Raw genomic sequence first — 19327 nt, forward strand, 5'->3', positions numbered from 1 at the left:
TAGCTCGGTGCCAGGGCGATTATCAAAAGCCCCTCGGAGGTACTTATCCGAGGGGGTTATTTGTCTGAACAAAGCTCCTCAACAAGAAGTCGGGGAGCTTTGTCAGGGTTCTGTTAGCTTTGAGTGTAGTCTTTTAGCTCGATAGGAACGGGCTGCACTTTCCAGATGTTTTGGCAGTAGTCGCGGATTGAGCGATCGGACGAGAATTTGCCCATGCGGGCTGTGTTGAGGATGGACATGCGAGTCCAGTGATCCCAATTTCGATAGGCTTGACTGACTTGCTCTTGGCAATCGATGTAGGACTGATAGTCTGCTAGGAGTAGGTAATCGTCTTCGTGTAGCAAGTTGTCTACGAGTGGGCGGAAAAGACCTGTGTCTCCGTGTGAGAAGAAGCCTGAGGCAATCCGGTCGATGACTTGGCGCAAGTCGTTATTGCTCTCGTAGTAGTCCATTGGTCTATAGCCTGCTGCTTTTTTGGCGGCGACCTCTTCCGTGGTTAAACCAAATAGGAAGAAGTTTTCGGCTCCGACTTCTTCACGGATTTCGACGTTAGCGCCGTCTAACGTGCCAATTGTGAGCGCTCCATTCATTGAGAACTTCATGTTGCCCGTGCCTGAGGCTTCTTTGCCTGCGGTGGAAATCTGCTCCGAGAGGTCGGCGGCTGGATAGACTCGCTGGGCGAATTTTACGTTGTAGTCTTTGAGGAAAATGACCTTAAGCCGTCCGCCGACATCGGGATCGCGATTAACCACTTCTCCGATGGAGTTGATGAGCTTGATGATGAGCTTCGCCATGTAGTAGCCCGGAGCTGCCTTGCCACCGAATAAGAAGGTACGGGGCGTGATTTCGGCGCTGGGATTTGCCTTAATGCGGTTGTAGAGGTGGATGATATGAAGTGCGTTGAGGTGCTGCCGTTTGTATTCGTGAATCCGTTTTACCTGAATATCAAACAAAGATGAGGGATCGACTTCGACATCTGTTTCCGACTTAATGTGGTTTGCCAAGTCCTGTTTGATGGCTTGCTTGATTTGTCGGAATTCGTAGCGGAATCCGGGATCGTCTGCGAACTGCTCAATGCGGCGTAGTTCATCGAGATGCTTAATCCAGTTGTCTCCGATTTTGCTGGTAATGAGGTTGGTCATGCGGGGATTGCTTAGCACTACGAACCGACGCGGAGTGACCCCGTTGGTGACGTTGGTGAATTTCTCCGGGTACATGTCGTAGAAGTCTTTTAGCACGGTCTGCTTGACCAGTTCGCTGTGAAGTGCGGCGACCCCGTTGATAGCGCTGCTGCCGACGCAGGCGAGGTTTGCCATGCGGACGTACTTTTCGCCGCTTTCGTCGATGAGCGATAGGCGGCTGAGGCGGTCAGGGTCATCGGGAAATTTGATGCGTACGTCGTCGAGGAAGCGGCGATTAATTTCGTAGATGATTTCGATGTGGCGGGGGAGCAGTTCGGAGAAGAGCTTGAGGGGCCAGCGCTCTAGGGCTTCGGGGAGGAGGGTGTGGTTGGTGTAGCCGAAGGTGCGGGTGGTGATGTTCCAGGCGTTTTCCCACTGCATTCCGTGTTCGTCCATAAGCAGACGCATGAGTTCTGCGACGGCGATCGCCGGATGGGTGTCATTTAACTGCACCGAGAATTTTTCGGGGAACTGCTCCAGCGGCATATTTTGCGTTTGGAGAATGCGGATCATGTCTTGCAGAGAGCAAGAGACGAAAAACATCTGCTGCTCTAGCCGCAACACCTTGCCTTGATATTGCTCATCGTTGGGATAGAGAACTTTGGAGATGTTTTCGGAGTTGCTCTTTTGATGAACTGCGCCGAAATAGTCGCCAGAGTTGAATGCGCCAAAGTCGAAGGATTCGGTTGCTTCGGCAGACCAGAGACGGAGGGTGTTGGCAGTGTTGACTTTGTAGCCCAGGATAGGTGTGTCGTAGGGAAGCCCTTTGACGACTTTGAAGGGCACCCAGCGGACGCGGTAGTTGCCACGCTCATCGATGAAGGACTCGGTGTGACCGCCGTATTTGACCTCAACGGCCCAATCGGGACGAGCAATTTCCCAGGGGTTGCCGTAGCGCAGCCATTTGTCGGTGATCTCGACCTGCCAGCCGTCGCGGATTTCCTGGTCGAAAATGCCAAATTCGTAGCGGATGCCGTAGCCGAGGGCGGGAATTTCTAGCGTGGCGAGTGAGTCGAGATAGCAGGCGGCGAGACGACCCAAACCGCCGTTGCCCAGACCAGGTTCTTCTTCCTGCTGGAGTAGTTCGTTGAGATCCAGCCCCAGTTCGGTCATGGCTTGATTGATCTGGTCGTAGATGCCGAGGTTAATCAGATTGTTGCCCAGGTGGGGGCCCATGAGGAATTCGGCGGAGAGGTAGCAAACGGTGCGGGCTTGGGTGTTGGTGTAGGTTTCGGCAGTGTTGAGCCAGCGGCGCAGGAGGCGATCGCGCACGGTGTAAGCCAGCGCCATGTAGTAGTCGTTTTTGGTGGCGAGGGCTGGAAATTTGCCCTGGATATAGAACAGGTTATCCAGAAACGCCCGTTTTAGGGTTTCGATCGATAGCCCAGTGCGATCGTCTTCAATCTGCACTGAGCCGGAAGGAGGGGTGGGTAACGTCTGCATGGTAAAAATCCTAGGTGAGTTGGATATTTCTAAGGCTCGTAGGGATAAAGAAGGGGCTATATAGGGAGCGAAGTCCTGAAGCTCGGAAAATGCTGCTAGCAAGCAAGGTTGTGAACAGGGCGATCGCTCACTCCAAGAACATTTCAAGACTGCACTCCCAATAAACGGAATCTCAAAACTAAAGCCAAACGGTCTATTGCCCAGAACCTTAAATCAGCAGGCAATAGACCGCTCAGCATCAACCCGGAGAACCTAGTAAGGCCACTTCCAGTTCACAATATCGGGACGGTCAATCCCATGCTCGAATGCATAGTTGCGGCAAGCAATCTGCTCATCCTTGAGCTGCTCCTTGGTGTGGGCCCCTGCATTTTTCAGCTTGGGCACTCGGTCGATCACGTCAATCGCAATGCTAAAGCGGTCAATCTGGTTGCAAATTGCCAGCTCTAGTGGTGTATTGATGTTGCCCTTTTCCTTGTAGCCGCGCACATGCAGGTTTTCATGGTTGGTGCGGCGATAGGTGAGGCGGTGGATCAGCCAGGGGTAGCCGTGGAAGTTGAAGATAATCGGCTTATCCGTTGTGAACAAGCTGTCAAAGTCGCTGTCGCTCAGCCCGTGGGGGTGTTCTGTGGCAGGGGTCAGCTTGAACAGGTCGATCACGTTGACAAAGCGAATCTTCAAGTCAGGGAACGCTTCTCGCAGCATGACCGAGGCTGCCAGCGACTCTTTGGTAGGAATATCACCCGCCGTTGCCAGCACCACATCCGGCTCTTCGCCTGCGTCAGTACTTGCCCATTCCCAGATGTCAATGCCTTTAGTGCAATTGCGGATCGCGGCATCCATATCGTGATACTGCAAATGCATCTGCTTATCAGACACGATTACGTTCACGTAGTCCTCGCTTTGCAGACAGTGGTTTGCCACTGACAGCAGAGAGTTGACATCGGGCGGCAAGTAAATGCGCACCACCTCAGGACTCTTATTCAGCATTACATCCAAGAAGCCTGGATCTTGGTGCGTGAAGCCGTTGTGATCTTGTCGCCATACGGTCGAGGTGATTAGCAGATTGAGGGACGACACTTCCTCGCGCCAATTGATGTGGCGGCAGATTTCCAACCACTTTGCATGTTGCCCCACCATTGAGTCGATAACATGGGCAAAGGACTCGTAGGTTGAGAAAAAGCCGTGACGACCGGTGAGCAGATAGCCTTCAAGCCAGCCCTCCAGAGTGTGTTCACTCAGCATTTCCATCACTCGGCCGTCAGGAGACAACTCACCGCCGTCTAAGTCTTCAGGCAGAAATTCTGCAATCCAGAACTTCTTGCTGACCTCGTAGACTGCGTTTAGCTTGTTGGACGTGTTCTCGTCAGGGCCAAAGATGCGGAAGCTACTCATGTTGTTCTTCATCACGTCTCGCAGGAACACGCCCAGCGGACGGGTGTTTTCGGCTTCGACCACGCCAGGGCGATCGACCGGAATGCCGTACTGGCGAAAGTCGGGCATATTTAGCTCGCGCCGCAGTAAGCCGCCGTTGGCATAGGGAGTGGAGCCAAGGCGCTTGTTGCCTTCAGGCGCGACCTCGCGGATATAAGGAAAAACCTTACCGTTTTCGTCGAACAGTTCTTCGGGCTTGTAGCTCCGCATCCATGATTCGAGGATGCGCTTGTGTTCCTCGTTGCCGTGCATAGAACCCATCGGCACTTGGTGCGATCGCCAGAATCCTTCGACCTTGTGCCCATCGATCTCGCCAGGGCAAGTCCAGCCCTTGGGGGTTCGCAGCACAATCATCGGCCAGCGGGGGCGAGTTGCAACGCCAGTACTGCGGGCCTCGTGCTGAATCCGCTTGATTTCAGACACGCAATGATCTAGCGTAGCCGCTAGCGCCTGGTGCATGGATTCTGGCTCAGAGCCTTCGACAAAGTAGGGTGTCCAGCCATAGCCCCGGAATAACGACTCTAGCTCCTCGTGGCTAATCCGCGCTAGGATGGTCGGGTTGTTAATCTTGTAGCCGTTTAGGTGCAGCACAGGCAGCACTGCGCCATCGCGGATCGGATTGAGGAACTTATTGGAATGCCAGGAGGTTGCCAAGGGACCAGTTTCAGCCTCACCATCTCCAGGCATCGTCACCACAATCAGGTCGGGGTTGTCGAAAGCTGCACCGAAGGCATGAGAGATGCTGTAGCCCAGTTCGCCGCCTTCATGGATAGAGCCAGGAGTTTCGGGGGTGCAGTGGCTGCCCACGCCACCTGGGAACGAAAACTGCTTGAAGAAGCGCTTCATTCCTTCAACATCTTCAGTACACTGGCTGAAGTAGTGGGAGTAGGTGCCCTCCAAGTAGCAGGGGCCAAGGAAACCTGGCGCACCGTGTCCTGCACCGACCATGAAAAGCATGTCTTGGTCAAACTTTTTGATGATGCGGTTGAGGTGGGTGTAGAGAAATGCAATGCCAGGGCTAGATCCCCAGTGGCCAAGTAGGCGCTGCTTGATGTGCTCGTCCTTGAGGGGTTCCCGGAGGAGTGGGTTATCACGTAGGTAAATCATACCCACCGCCAAATAATTTGCGGCTCGCCAAAAGGCGTGCATCTTCCACAGCTCATCAGGGCTGAGGGGAGTGCCCTGCACCGTAGAGCGGGCCAGGCCAAAGCTGCTAATCGAGGTTTCAACGGTCGGTCTTTCGGAGGAAGCTACCATAATCTCGTTTATCTCTCAAACGCATTGAATGTGAAGTAAGACAAGTACGGTCAAGTTGGGATCTAAAAGCAAGCGAAATTTCGGATGAAATAACTCTTAGCTGAAAATCCACGGATCGCTAAATTACACAGCATCTCTTTAGGTTTTCACTGGGAGGTCTGGTTGAAACTCAAACGTATGCTTGAGCCAGCTACTTTCCGATTCGGTTACGTTTCAACTACTTTTCTGACTCTCTGAAACAGCCCCGCTTTGAGAACATCCAAGCGGCTAAAGGGTTTTGGGAGCAGAGGGCTTTCGGCAGGCTCTATAGCTGTGAAAGTGTAAAAGCTATTGAGGTAGCTCGATAGTGAAATGCTGTCAATCCTTAAGAATGTCAGAAAAGTTTGAAGAAACAGGAAATCTAACTTCTTGCAGAACGGATGGCTTCTAGGGGATACCTGGAGACAGATTGCAGTTAGAAAGGTGTTCTTTAATTTCTAAAAACGATAGGCAAGAAGATAGTCGCAGATCGCTTTAGAGATGGGAAGTATCGAGCACAACAGTCGATTAAATTGTCGAAGTAACACTGGGAATCGATTACTCAGGCTGAAATTATTTGGACTTGGCGGATGCCTCTGTGGCGTATGACTTCGTTTTGAGAGTAAGGGGTAGGTTGTTGGGAAATTTGATCGAAATCTAAATCTCTTCGGCATCCTGGGGGCAAAGTTTTATGATTAAGGTTAAGGTTGAGCGAAAGGTATATGAGCGCGACATCGGAGTTTTCACACCTCCCCGATGGTGGCGATCGCATCGAGTTGGATCGTCTTTATCCCTGGAGTCAGGGTCCGCTGGTTGCCCACTTGCAGGAACTTTTGGGTGCATGTGGCTATCGGCTGAGGCCGGATGGGGATTTTGGTTGGATTACAGAGGCGGCGGTGCGTGATTTTCAGCGGCGCAATGGCTTACGGGTAGATGGCATTGTGGGCGATCGCACTTGGGCGCTTTTGCTCTCGAAGGTAAAGCCAGGGGCACGAACGATGCGGCTGGGCTACTCTGGGTCAGACGTAAGAGAACTGCAAGGGCTGTTGCAGGTCTATGGCTATCGGGTTCGTCGCACAGACTGCTTTGACCGTGACACCCAGGATGCGGTGTTGGCGTTTCAGCGATCGCACCATCTGGAGGCAACGGGGGAGGTGACACCGATTACCTGGGCAGTAATGTGCGATGGCAAGACTGGGCAGCCGCCGCCTGCTCGGAGCAAGTGGCTTTTAGAGCGGGGGCGGTGGCGATAGGGTGCGGGGTGATCGCAGATTGCATCTGGCTGATGCGGCACTGAGCAATCGTTGTCCTGTCTGGGGAACGTTAGATCTTGAGGGGGCACGCAGGGTGAGGGCAGGGGGTGAGCCGTCTGGGGTGGTAGCTAAAGATGCCGGACTCCAATAGCGCCAGGATTTCAGCGAGAGCCAAGTTACCTGTTCAAGGCGGTGTTTGCTAAGCGTGGTTGATTAAGCGTTTTTTGATTTTGTTGAGTGAACGAGTGGGACAATCCAATGAGTGTTGAACTGACGATTCCAGATTCTGTTCTCAAGTCGATGCGGTTGCCGGAGCAGCATCTTGAACAGGTGTTGCTAAAAGAACTGGCGATCGCCCTCTACGCCCAAGAGATGCTGTCTTTTGCTAAGGCGGCAGAGCTCGCCGGAATGGAGAGCAGCGAATTTAGCCAGGTGGTGGGTGAGCGCGGCGTTAGCCCCCGATGCAGCCGCGTCATCATGGATGGCGAGAGCGTCTTTGTGTGTAGCGACTAATGGGTTCCTCGCCGCGAGTAGACCGCTTTTTGGTCTGCGGGCTGGGTAGCCTGGGGCAGTATTGCGTCTATCACTTGCAGCGGTTTGCAGCAGAGGGGACGACGATCTACGTTACGGCGATCGACCGACAGCGCCCAGAGGAATGGGAAGTTGAAAATCTGACCGAGTTGCTGGCGGAGGATCTGCTGATTGGCGATTGTCGGGATGAACCCGTGCTGCTGAAGGCGGGTGTGCAGCACTGTCGTGCGGCGCTGATTGTCACAAGTAACGAAACGGTGAACATCGAAGCGGCGATCGCCATTCGTCAGCTCAATCCAGACGTGCGGCTGGTGGTTCGCTCGTCTCGCCAAAGCCTCAACGAACTGCTCAAGCTGCGGCTCGGCAACTTCAACGCCTACGACCCGATGGAGATGCCTGCCTTTGCTTTTGCGATGGCGGGGCTACAGGTGGGTCTACTGGGCAGCTTCAACATTGGGGACACACGCTTGCAGGTGGTGGAACAAACCGTGCAGCCTCGCGATCCCCGGTTTGACGATGCGCGTGCGGTGGCTCAGCACAAAAAATCCTACCGACTGCTCAGCCACCGTCCCCAGGCAGAAATCCCCGCCTCGCCAAACCGGGCGTTTTATCACTGGCAGATAGACACCCGCATTCGGGCGGGCGATACCATTGCCTACATAGAAATCGCAGACGCGCCAGATTATACCCAGCAGCAGGCAGGCGGCGACTGGCGATCGCGCTGGCAGGCTGGACTGCAAGCCGTGCTGAAAGAGCAGCCATTACAGTGGTTTCAGCGAGTGCGGGCGTGGATGCAGGCCAATCGAACTCGTCCACTGATTGCGATGGGTCTGATTACGGCACTGGTGCTGTGGGTGCTAGGGGCGACCATGCTCAAGATGACGGTGCCAGAGCTAACCTGGACAAAGGCGATCGCCTCCGGTGCAGTGCTGCTGTTAGGGGGCTATGGCGATGTATTTGGCGGTCTAGAAAACGACCCCGTTCCCGGCTGGGTTTACTTTGTCAGCCTGCTGATTACCATCATCAGCTTGCTGTTTGTCTTGGGCGTGGTGGGCATTATTGCGGATAACCTGCTCAGCGCCCGATTCAGCTTTCTTCAACGACGACCGCCGATGCCCAAGCAGGGTCATGTAGTGATGGTTGGGCTTGGGCGCGTTGGCCAGCAGGTGGCAACCTGGCTTCAGACGTTTCGCCAGCCCTTCGTCGTGTTGACCGATGTGGCGGACAACCTGGCGCTCTTTCCAAAAATCCCAATCATTGTGGGGAACCCGATTCAACAGATCCACCACGCCAATATTGAAACTGCCAAAAGCCTGGTCGTCGTCACAGACGACCAAATCTTGAATCTGGAAGTGGCGCTCACGGCGCGAGAACTGACCCGCCAGCAAAAGCAGCCACTACAGTTGGTGATTCGTTCGTATAATCAGCGGTTTAGCACTAGCTTGGCGACGCTGATCCCCAATGCTCGGGTGATGGCCGTTTCGGCACTGGCCGCAGAGGCATTTGTGGGTTCTGCCTTTGGCGAAAATATCCTGAGCCTGTTTCGGCTGAATGACCAGACGATTTTGGTGACGGAATTTTTGGTAGAAGCGGGCGATACGCTGGTAGGCAAGCTGCTTTCGCAGGTGTCCTATGGCTACGGCGTGGTGCCGATTTTCTATGAGCGCAACAGTGAGCGGCGGACGCTCGACAATAGCGATAGCCTGATGCCGTCGGAAACCTGGATGCTGAAAGCGGGCGATCGCCTCATTATTCTGTCTACCATCGACGGACTGCGGCGCATTGAGCGTGGACAGATGCGCCCCCCCCGTACCTGGCGACTCAGCATGGGTAAGCCCCTCAACCGAGGCAACCTCAGCGAGATTGGCACCACGCTGCACCGCATCTCAGGGCTAAATCTCAACACCGCCAATGCCTTTGCCCAAAACTTGCCCGGCACGATCTATTTGCAGCTTTACGACTATCCAGCCCATCACCTGCTGACAGAACTGCGGAAGCTTGCACCGGACGTAACGCTAGTGGCGCTTGAAGAGGGAGAGAAGAAGTAGCGGCGTAATGGCATGAGCATACAGCATTTTCTTGCGGGGTGAGGCACATGCTGCCCTCACGAGGCAAGGGCTTATTGACCATCCGTGTGCCTCACTAGCTTCAAAAACGCTGTATCTCGATACGCTGACTCTTTTCTGCTCTACCCTCTTCTACTCCACCCGCCAATCTGTGCCCACCTGAACCGTCACGTCCGATTGCAGGTTGCCAGTTCCTTCGACGCGCACTTCGCCAAGGCCGAGCGATCGCCGCACCGCCTCAGCCTTCGCAAGGTCACCGCCCTGAGCAATAATGCGGGTTTCGCGCAGGGGTTCGCTCCAGGCTTCGTCAATGTAAACGTTATAAAACCCAGCCTCTCGCAGCGCGAACATCAGTTGCTCGGCCGCCGCAAGGTTACCTGTGGAGTCTTGAATCGCGATCTCAATGCTATAGTCTGTTTCTGCAGGAACCGAATCGACCCCTGGCTCGGCGTATGGATCAGCAACCGTTTCGCTTGAGGCTGGATTGAGTCCAAAGTATTGGCTGCTCATCTCCTGAATGCGAGAATAGCTCGGCAGCCAATAGCTGGCTTCATAGTCGCCCGTCCCGCTAAACTCTCCTGGCAACATCAGCATCTGCAAGTCGGCCCGCTTGAGCTGTGCTGCAAAGCCCACCAGCGCTACCAGTTCTTCGACCGTCAGGTTAGTATCCACATTTTCCTGAATCACCGACAGGATTTGTGGAATGCGCGTAAGTGTGGCCGGACTGAGGGTCTGCTCGACCAACGCCCGCATCAGCGTTTGCTGCCGCTGCACCCGCCCAATATCGCCGTAGGCATCGTAGCGGAACCGCAGAAATTGCAGCGCCTGTTCGCCATTGAGGTGCTGTTCGCCCTGCTTCAGGTCGATATAAAGATGCTGGGAATGGTCGGTATATTTCATGTCCTTGGGCACATAGACCGTCACGCCGCCCAGCGCATCGATCAGCTTTTCGACCCCCTGCACATTGATCCGCACATACCGATCAACAGGTACACCCCCTAGCAGATTGCTAACCGATTGAGCCGCCAACGCCGGGCCGCCGTAGGCATTGGCTTCGTTCAGCTTGGTTACGCCCAGCCCAGCGACGCGGGTGCGTGTGTCTCGCGGCACCGATAGCACCACGAGTTTGCCCGTTTCGGGGCTGAATCGCAGCATCAGCATGGTGTCGGATAGCCCATCGAAGGAGTTGACCAGTGCGTGATAGCCCAGATCGCGAACTTCGGGCGGCGGGTTGTCTACGTCAGAACTTAGCACCTTAATTCCCAGCACTAGGATATTGACGGGGCGCGTCAGCCGGGGCAGACGAAAGTTTAGCCCGGTCGCGATCTCTCCCTGTCCGAAGACTTTGGACTCTTCTGGTGAAAGCTGGCTCTGCAATAGCGGCGTGCTGGCCAGCGTCATGGCGAGTAGTGCCCCTGCCCCAGCGGAAACCGTTGCCACACCCAGCAACCCCAGCAATAGCCAGTGGAGTTTGATTTTTCTGGGTGGCAGGGGTTGGGTTTGAGGAGACAAGGAAGATCGAGCCTTTGGGGATGTCACGAGGGAAAACGGGTCTAAGAATGAACGTGTCGCTGAAGGCGTTGACGACTGTGGCGGTGGGGTGAGTTCCAACGCTTCATGCAGCATCTTAGCAACGATTTTGCAGAATGGACGATGCGGGGTGTGAGTAGATCTAGATCTCTGGAACTAGTCTAGGGCAGGCGATCGCTCACGTCGCTAATGCCCGGTAGCCGCAGGGGCCTGCGCTGCCACAGCCGCAGCATCAGCCAGAGCATGACGACGAAATAGCCGGAGGTGAGGGCGCTGTTGGCAACGAGAAGCGGAATTGCAGAAGGGTCAGCCGTGTGGGCCCCCGCCGCTAGCGCCGCATAGCCCACCAGCCAGCCCAGCCCCAGCGTCGTGGATAGTCGCGCCGCCTGCCGTTCGCGCGAATCGCCCTTTCGCACTGCCAGCGCCCACATCGCTGGAATTACGCCCAGCACGGGCACCAGATAGACAAACATGCGAATTCGCTTGAGCTGCTGGGGATCGTAGGGGTCGTCGTAGGGGTTGGGCATTTTGGGAGGATGGTTGCGGTTGACGAAAGGTGGGGAACGAGGCGGCAAGGGTTGGAATGGCTTCACGAGCTTTTTCTGATCCTCAAACACGCTGCCTCATGCTTCCCGGCGCGGATCGAGCGCATCCTGCAAGCCGTCGCCGATGTAGTTGATGCTAAGGACAGTGAGGAAAATCATCAGACCGGGAAAGACGGCCATGTGGGGGGCGGTTTCGATGCGGTTGTAGGCATCGAACAGCATTCGGCCCCAGGTGGGCACGTCGGGCGGAAAGCCAAGTCCTAAAAAGCTGAGGGTCGATTCGGTGAGGATGGCGGTGGCGATCGCCAGGGTGGCCGACACAATCACCGGACTCAGCACGTTGGGCAACAGGTGATGCCAGATGAGATGGCCCGGACGTGCCCCCATTGCCCGCGCTGCGGCGATAAAGTCGCGGTTTCGCAAGGAGAGGAACCCGGCCCGCACCAGCCGCGCCGTACTCATCCAGTTCAGCCCGCCAATGACGCAGACAACGAGGAGGAAGATGCCCCACTCTGGACCGGCGATCGCCCGCGCAGTGTTGCGAAACAGGTAGACGACCAGCAGCAGCAAGGGCAGTTGGGGCAGCGCCAGAAACAGGTCCGTGAGGCGCATCAGCAGCGTGTCGATCAGTCCGCCATAAAATCCGGCGATCGCCCCAATGCCCACGCCCAGCCCAATGCTCAGCGCCATCGCCGCCACGCCCACCGCCAGAGAAATGCGGCCGCCCACCAGCACCCGCGCCAGTTGATCCTGGCCCAGATCATTGGTGCCGAAGGGGTGGACCAGGCTGGGTGGAGCCGCCGCTCGTCCAAAGTCAATCGCCGTTGCCGAGACGGGATAGACCCACGGCCCCACCAGCACCGCCAACCCCAGCAGGCTCAGCAGCCCCAGCCCCAGCATCGCTGTCCAGCTTCGCCGAAATCGCCGCCATGCGGATTGCCACAGGGCAGACGGCTGCAACACAAGCTGTTCCGATAGGGCGACCATTGCTTGTTACTGCCCCCCAACTTGTTCGGTTACCTGGCTGCTGGTGGGTTCGGTTGCCTGCTGTCCGGCTTCCCGGGCCGACAGCCCATTCCCTTGGGTGCCAAAGAACCAGAGGACAGCCGCCGCTTCTGCCCGCGTCACGGGTTTTTTGGGCTGAAACAGGGTGGTATAGCCAAAGGCACGACGGATGTTTGACAGATCGGCGTTTTGGAAATCGGCCAGCACTGCCCGCTGGGCCCGAGGATCGATGCTGGCAGCATCCTGAAAGCCCCAAGTTTGCTGCACGGCTTCTAGGGTGGCGTTGGGCAGCGAACGGCGCAAATCCAGCGGCGTTTTCCAGAGGATCAGGTCTTCGCGGGTGAGGGGTGCGTCGGGGCGAAAGGTGACGATGGTGCTGTTGCCCGATAGCGGGCTGGGGACAAGGCCGGCGCTGGCTAGCCCCTGAATTACTGCGAAATCTGGATCGCTGCTGGGCACGTCCTGAAAGGCGGGCGCTTCTGAGGGAGACGCGGGGCGAATTTTGTTGGCGGGCTGGTTCGCAAAAATTTTGTTGTTGGCAGCCATCAGCCAGCGGGCAAACTCGCGGCGGGTGATGCTTTGACCGGGCTTGAACTCAGACGCAGCAGAGGTGAGCTGGAGAACGCCCAACTCTGCCAGGTCGGTGATGTAGGGCTGCAAATCGGCTGGGGCCTGGGCCAGGTCGGTGAAGCGCTGGGGCGTTGTGGGGGTTGCGCCTGGACTACTGGTCGTTGCGCTGGGCTGGCCGGGTCGCCAGTTTGCGGTGGAGCGGGGCGACGGCGAGGCGGCGGGCGATTCGGATGGGGAGGCAGGCGGGGCGATCGCCCCCGGAGAGTCTGGCGCGGTGGGCGAGGGCGTGTCCTCCGGCGACGCAGGCGGATTGGCCAGCCCCGGCTCCTCTCCTGCGCCATTGATCAGCGCTGGATCAGGCGCAAGGCGGCGCTGAAACTCGGCGCTGCAAGCCGCCAGCGGCAGCACCGTGCTAATCAGCAGCCCGATGGCGATTTGTTTTCCCCTCAGCACAACAGTCACAGGCTTGATTCACCGGCTGAAAACTCGTCAACTCTACGCTAGCGCAAGTGAGGGGATAGGATGTGCCAGGATAGGCGCTGAGCTTTTGGAGTTTGGCATCGCGCAGAGTTTGGCATCGCGATAGACGCTACACCCGCTATGAATGTGCGTAAATGATTGTCGGTTGCCCTGTCCCTCTACCCCAACCGTAAATCATGTCAGACCTGCAAGCCGATCCGGTCTTTTATTCCAGCGTCATGATTGAACACATTGTGCCCCGCAGTAAGGAACTGCCGTTTCGGCGGTGGCACGCGGAACTGCTGCATCGCGCTCGGCAGTTTCCGGGCTATATCCGGACGGATCTATGCCCGCCGCTGGTGTGTCGGGATGGCGTGGTGAAGTGGTATTCGGTGATGCACTTTGATACGCCAGAGCATTTGAATGAGTGGGTGCAGTCGAGCGATCGCAAAGAACTGGTCATCGCGGGGCAGGGCTTTTTGCAGGAATATCGCTTTAAATCCTTTACGACGGGGCTAGAGGGCTGGTTCTCGCAGGCATCGGGCACAGAGCGCCCCGCCCTGGGGCCTGCGCCCTGGAAGCAAGTGCTGTCGGTGGTGATGGGGCTATACCCCACGGTGATGATTCAATCGCTGGTGTTTGGGGCGCTGGGCATTATGCAAGACTGGCCGCCGGGCAGCGCCATGCTGGTGAACAACCTGATTACCAGCTCAATTCTGACCTGGGGCGTGATGCCGCTGGTGTCGCGGCTGCTGACGTTTTGGCTAGAGCCGCCCTATCGGCGATCGCCCACCCGCGTTAATCTCCAGGGCGCAGTGCTGGTGGGGGTTGCCCTCTTGCTCATGATGACGGTGTTTAATCACGTAGAGTTAGGTACTTAGAGTGGGCACTTAGAGTAGGGTTCGGGGTCGAACTCTAATTTCTAGTCCCAAAGTTTCTAATCCCAAATCTTGTGATCCCGACCTGACTGCCGATGTATTTTGCGTAACCGCCAAAAATGGGCGATCGCCCTTATTTGTAAAGCGTTTGGTAATATTTGGCGGGTCAAAGCTTAAATTTTTAATTCGTAAATTCCAGCACCTTGCTGATCCCTGTGAGGATAAGGTCTATCGTTTGGTTCCTGGCAAGCCAGGAGTGGAGAGTCTGCATAGGTCTGCAATCGCGGGTGATTTCTCGCAGGCGATTCTTTGCGTGTGATTTTTCACGGGCTGTTTTTGGTGTGAGCGCAGTTTTTTGGTTTTCAGTTTTTTGCTTTTCAAAGAGTCATCGGGTTGCGATCGCCCGCTCTAGGCTGTGCAGATTGGATTGAATGCAGATTGGATTGAATACTGAAAAGTTCTTTACGGTTCAAAACATTTCATCTTGGATATCAAATCAGGAGATTGACGAATGAGCTATGCTGTAGCGCCAGCAGAGACTCGCAGCATGGTGGCGCTGGTTGCCCCATTGTCGGGTCAGTTGGTTCCGATTGAGCAGGTGCCCGATCCGGTGTTTGCTCAAAAAATGGTGGGCGATGGCGTGTCGATTGACCCGACTAGCCAGACGCTGCTAGCCCCCTGCGATGGCGAAGTGATCCAGCTTCACCCGTCCAACCACGCGGTGACGGTGAAAACACCGGACGGGCTGGAAGTGCTGATGCACATTGGGCTGGACACGGTGACGCTGCGCGGTGAGGGGTTTGTGCCGCGAGTGCGGGTGGGCGATCGCGTCCGGGTGGGCGACCCGCTGATCAACTTTGACGCAGATTTTGTGGCTACTCACGCCCGCAGCCTGCTGACCCAGATTGTGATCACCAACAGCGATCGCGTCGCTAAGTTTGAGCCACGCCTGGGAACGGTCGTGGGCGGCCAGGACATCGCGCTGGATCTGGCGCTGGGCGACGTTTCGGAAGATGGGACGGTCATTGGCGGGGTGACGGTTGCCTCGGAACCGATCGTCATTCCCAACCCGACGGGGCTACACGCCCGCCCCTCTGCGGTGCTGTCTACGCTGGCGAAAAAGTATAAGTCCGATATCCGCCTCAAGTATGGCGATAAATCGGCCAACGCCCGCAGCGTGATTGGGCTAATGGGTATGTCGGTAGGCAATGGCGCGACCGTGCAACTGGAAGCCAGCGGCCCCGATGCCGAAGCGGCGATCGCCGAACTCAGCGAAGCCCTCCGTACCGGCCTGGGCGAAGAAGGCGCAAAACCCGTAGCCGTGGCGGCCAGCATCGAACAACCAGAAATCTCGAAGCCCGCACCCCGGCCCCGCTCGGAAGATCCGAACGTCGTTCTGGGGGTAGCCGCGTCGCCGGGGGTGGCGGTCGGCTATCTGCGGCGGGTGCAGCAGCAAGAAATCGCTGTTTCGGAGCATGGGGGCACGCCCAACGAGGAACGGCGCAAACTAGAGCAGGCGATCGCCAAAGCGTCTCAAGACGTAGAAGCGCTGCGGGCCAAGGTTCACGGCCAGGGCGATCCGAAAAAGTCCGCCATCTTCGCCGCGCATCAGGAAATTCTGGGCGATCCGGAGCTAATGGACACGGCGGTCAGCGCCATTGACAAGGGCAAGAGCGCCGCCTACGCCTGGAAGCAGACCTATACCAGCCAGGCCGAAATGCTGTCCAAGCTGGACAATCCGCTTTTGGCAGAACGGGCTAATGACCTGCGGGATGTGGGCGATCGCGTCTTGCGAATTCTCACCGGGGTCACGGCCGAAGTCGTCACCTATCCCGAACACACTGTGTTGGTGGCCGAAGACCTCACCCCGTCAGACATGGCCACGCTAGACCCGACGAAGATCGCAGGCTTCTGCACGGTGGCGGGTGGTGCAACGTCCCACGTCTCCATCCTGGCGCGGGCAATGGACATTCCCTCGATGGCAGGCACGGAGCCGCGAGTGTTGGAACTGCCCGAAGGAACCCCGGTGATTCTGGACGGCAGCAAGGGACGGCTGCGGCTGAATCCCTCGACGGAGGAAATGGAGCGCACCCAGCAGCGAATCGCCCGCGTCAAAGAACGCCGCCAGCGAGAACTGGCAACCGCGTTTGAACCTGCAATCACGACAGACGGACACCGCATCGAGGTCGTGGCCAACATCAGCAATGCTGAAGAGGGCGCAAAATCGGTCAAGTTTGGCGGCGAGGGCGTTGGCCTACTGCGGTCGGAACTAGTGTTCATGGAGCGCAACAGCGCCCCTGACGAAGACGAGCAGACTGCCATTTACAGCGCTGCTGCCAGAGCGCTGGAAGGTCGCCCGCTAATCATCCGCACACTGGACGTAGGCGGCGACAAACCCCTGCCCTACCTGCCCATTCCCCACGAAGAAAACCCCTTCCTGGGCGAACGCGGCATCCGGCTCGGGTTCGATCGCCCGGAGATTCTCCGCACCCAGTTCCGCGCTATCCTCCGCGCCTCCGAGGCAGGCAAGGTTCGCATCATGTTCCCCATGATTGCTCGCCTGGAAGAATGGCACATGGCCAAGCAAATGTTGGAGGAGGAGCGCCAGTCCCTTGGGGTTGCCCCGATTGAAGCTGGAATCATGGTGGAGGTGCCCTCGACCGCGGTTATGGCAGAACAGTTTGCCCGCGAGGTAGACTTCTTCTCCGTTGGCACCAACGACCTGACGCAGTACACCCTGGCGATGGATCGCGGCCATCCCAAGCTGGCTCCCTACGCCGACGCGCTGAATCCCGGTGTGTTGGGGCTGATCGGCATGGCGGCCCGCGCTGCGAATAAGCATGGCAAATGGTGCGGCGTTTGCGGCGGCGTGGCAGGCGACCCGCAGGCGGTGCCGATTCTGATTGGTCTGGGCGTGAAGGAACTCAGCGTCAGTGCGCCGACGATTCCAACTGTCAAAGCCCAAATTCGCACGCTGAGCCTAACCGATTGTCAGCGCCTCGCAGAGCAGGCCCTCGCAGCAGATACGGCCGAAGCCGTGCGTGGACTGGTGCCCCTGGCAGAGGACTAAGGCAACAGGGTGATGGGGCGGCAGCGCGGAGGGGGTTGAAGCACGCCCGATGGCTCTATTGCTCCATCGCCATCACGCCAATATTGCAATAGCGCAACGCTATTCCTCTAACTCTCCAATACTCTCCTCTTCAAAAAACTATGTGGAAAAAATTCTTCGCGCTCGCGCAGCAGATGGGCAAGGCCCTGATGCTGCCTGTGTCGATTTTGCCGATTGCAGGGCTGCTGCTGGGTTTGGGCAGCGCCCGACTGATTGAGATTCAGAACCTAGCCAGCGGCACGATTACGAAAGAGACCTTCAGGTTTATCCCAGAGTGGATGGCGACGATTATGAAAGCGTCGGGGGACGCGATTTTTGGCGTGCTGCCGCTGATTTTTGCGATTGCGGTGGCGATCGCCTATACGGGCAACGACGGTGTTTCGGCGCTGGCGGCAACCGTCGGCTTTATGGTGTTCATTGCGGCGCTGGGCGCGTTTGGCACGGCGCGGGGCTTTGTCACCGAGGCGCAGATTAAAGACCTGATCCAGCAGGGGCAGGATACGCCAACTATCTGGATGAAGGATGTGCTGGGCATTTTGACGCTGGATACAGGCGTGTTTGGTGGCTTGATCATGGGCTGCATTGCGGCGTACCTGTTCAACCGCTTCTTTCGGATTAAGCTGCCGCAATATCTGGGGTTCTTTGCGGGCAAGCGGTTTGTGCCGATTATCACGTCCTTGACGGCGATCGCCGTTGCGGCCCTCATGAGCTGGATCTGGCCCCCCATCGGCAGCACGATCAACAGATTTGCCAACGCTGCCGCCAGCGGGAGCAATATTCCACTCTCTGCTGGACTGTATGCCATCGTTGAGCGATCGCTCTTACCCTTTGGCCTACACCACGTCTGGAACGTGCCCTTCTTTTTCCAAATCGGCTCCTACACCGACCCGGTGACCAACCAACTGGTGCGCGGCGATATCAACCGCTTCTTTGCAGGCGACCCCACAGCGGGCATCCTGGGCGGCGGCTACTGGTTCAAGATGTTCGGGCTGCCTGCGGCGGCCATGGCCATCTGGCAGTCGGCAAAGCCTAAGAACCGCGCCGTAACCGGTAGTTTGATGGTGTCTGCGGCGCTGACCTCGTTTTTGACAGGCATCACCGAGCCGCTGGAATTCTCTTTCCTGTTTGTGGCTCCGGCGCTCTACGCGATTCACGCAGTCATGGCGGGCATTTGCGACTTTTTGTTTGTGGCGCTGGGCGGGCGCATGGGCTTCACTTTCTCTCAGGGCTTCATCGACTTTGCCCTATTCAACCAGCTCGGCAACTGGAACGGTAATAAGGGCGACGTGTGGAAGCTAATCATCGGCGGCGGTATTGTGACGGCGGCGGTTTACTACTTCGTGTTCCGCGCGGCGATTCGCCTGTTTGACTTCAAAACGCCGGGTCGCGAAGTTGAAGAAGAATTGCCCGAAGGGATGACCGTGGCACCCGCAGCGGCAGGCGGCATGGCGCTGGGTCTGGTGCAGGCCTTTGGCGGGCGCAGCAACATCGAGGTGATGGACGCTTGCATCACCCGCCTGCGGATTACCGTCAAAGACAAGAGCAAGGTGAACAAGGCGCGACTGAAGGCGCTGGGTGCATCTGGTGTGCTGGAGGTGGGCAACAGCGTGCAGGCGATTTTCGGCCCACGCTCAGAAAACCTCAAGACCGACATGATTGAGTATTTGAAAACCGCTGGCCCGGAAGCAGATTTGGGTTACACTCCGGCAGCGGGTGAAGCCGAAGTCGCTGAAGAGGCGGCTGTGGGCAGTGGTGCTCCGGCCCGCGACCCGATGGCGGCCGAGAAGGCTGAAAACCTGATCATTGCCCTTGGGGGTCGCCGCAATATCCGCAGCGTGGAACCTACTGCCCTGACGCGCCTGCGGGTCGAGGTGGCAGACGACAGCGCAGTGGATGACTCTGCGCTTAGTGCGGCCGGTGCTAACGGTGTGATGCATCTGACCGACCACAAGCTACATGTCCTGGTGGGGCTAAATGCGGATCAGTATGCCGACGAAATGAAGCGACAGTTGACTCATGTTTAGGGACTGGGGTCAATCCTGAAGACGTAA

General features: G+C 57.1%; 11 protein-coding genes and 1 pseudogene. 6 read left to right on the forward strand and 6 right to left on the reverse strand.

What is annotated here, in order from left to right:
• Positions 1 to 113: 113 nt before the first annotated feature.
• Positions 114 to 2624 (reverse strand): glycogen/starch/alpha-glucan phosphorylase, encoded by a 2511-nt coding sequence (locus IGS16_RS09645; RefSeq protein ID WP_297085168.1) that lies wholly within the window; start codon positions 2622 to 2624, stop codon positions 114 to 116.
• A gap of 252 nt (positions 2625 to 2876) precedes the next feature.
• Positions 2877 to 5312, reverse strand: a complete 2436-nt coding sequence (locus tag IGS16_RS09650) for a phosphoketolase (RefSeq protein ID WP_297085169.1) — start codon at positions 5310 to 5312, stop codon at positions 2877 to 2879.
• A 740-nt stretch (positions 5313 to 6052) separates the two neighbouring features.
• Here IGS16_RS09650 and IGS16_RS09655 point away from each other — a divergent pair.
• The 3 genes from IGS16_RS09655 (at position 6053) to IGS16_RS09665 (ending at position 9162) form a co-directional block, all read left to right on the forward strand.
• Complete coding sequence (locus tag IGS16_RS09655) at positions 6053 to 6583, forward strand: peptidoglycan-binding protein (RefSeq protein WP_297085170.1); 531 nt, start codon at positions 6053 to 6055, stop codon at positions 6581 to 6583.
• A gap of 258 nt (positions 6584 to 6841) precedes the next feature.
• Positions 6842 to 7096, forward strand: a complete 255-nt coding sequence (locus tag IGS16_RS09660; protein ID WP_068509563.1) for a UPF0175 family protein — start codon at positions 6842 to 6844, stop codon at positions 7094 to 7096.
• Complete coding sequence (locus IGS16_RS09665) at positions 7096 to 9162, forward strand: potassium channel protein (RefSeq protein WP_297085171.1); 2067 nt, start codon at positions 7096 to 7098, stop codon at positions 9160 to 9162. Before IGS16_RS09660 ends, IGS16_RS09665 begins: the two co-directional genes overlap by 1 nt.
• Positions 9163 to 9312: 150 nt before the next feature.
• Here IGS16_RS09665 and IGS16_RS09670 read toward each other — a convergent pair whose 3' ends face one another.
• The 4 genes and pseudogenes from IGS16_RS09670 to IGS16_RS09685 all read right to left on the reverse strand — a co-directional run.
• Complete coding sequence (locus IGS16_RS09670) at positions 9313 to 10692, reverse strand: LCP family protein (protein WP_367185766.1); 1380 nt, start codon at positions 10690 to 10692, stop codon at positions 9313 to 9315.
• Between the two features lie 179 nt (positions 10693 to 10871).
• Positions 10872 to 11237, reverse strand: coding sequence for a hypothetical protein (locus IGS16_RS09675; protein WP_172358157.1), 366 nt, complete (start codon positions 11235 to 11237; stop codon positions 10872 to 10874).
• A 96-nt stretch (positions 11238 to 11333) separates the two neighbouring features.
• Positions 11334 to 12242, reverse strand: a complete 909-nt coding sequence (locus IGS16_RS09680) for an ABC transporter permease (protein ID WP_297085172.1) — start codon at positions 12240 to 12242, stop codon at positions 11334 to 11336.
• Positions 12243 to 12248: 6 nt separating this feature from the next.
• A pseudogene (locus IGS16_RS09685) lies at positions 12249 to 13001 on the reverse strand (S-layer homology domain-containing protein); the annotation flags it as partial.
• A gap of 485 nt (positions 13002 to 13486) precedes the next feature.
• Here IGS16_RS09685 and IGS16_RS09690 point away from each other — a divergent pair.
• The 3 genes from IGS16_RS09690 to ptsG all read left to right on the forward strand — a co-directional run bounded on the left by IGS16_RS09690 (position 13487) and on the right by ptsG (position 19300).
• The gene (locus IGS16_RS09690) at positions 13487 to 14170 is read left to right on the forward strand and encodes a hypothetical protein (protein WP_068509551.1); all 684 of its coding nucleotides are present in this window, start codon (positions 13487 to 13489) and stop codon (positions 14168 to 14170) included.
• Between the two features lie 508 nt (positions 14171 to 14678).
• Positions 14679 to 17237 (forward strand): phosphoenolpyruvate--protein phosphotransferase, encoded by a 2559-nt coding sequence (ptsP, locus tag IGS16_RS09695; protein ID WP_297085174.1) that lies wholly within the window; start codon positions 14679 to 14681, stop codon positions 17235 to 17237.
• Between the two features lie 140 nt (positions 17238 to 17377).
• Positions 17378 to 19300, forward strand: coding sequence for a glucose-specific PTS transporter subunit IIBC (gene ptsG, locus IGS16_RS09700; protein WP_297085175.1), 1923 nt, complete (start codon positions 17378 to 17380; stop codon positions 19298 to 19300).
• The last annotated feature ends 27 nt before the right edge of the window (positions 19301 to 19327 follow it).

It is taken from the genome of Thermoleptolyngbya sp. C42_A2020_037, assembly GCF_015272455.1.
Taxonomy (GTDB): Bacteria; Cyanobacteriota; Cyanobacteriia; order Elainellales; family Elainellaceae; genus Thermoleptolyngbya.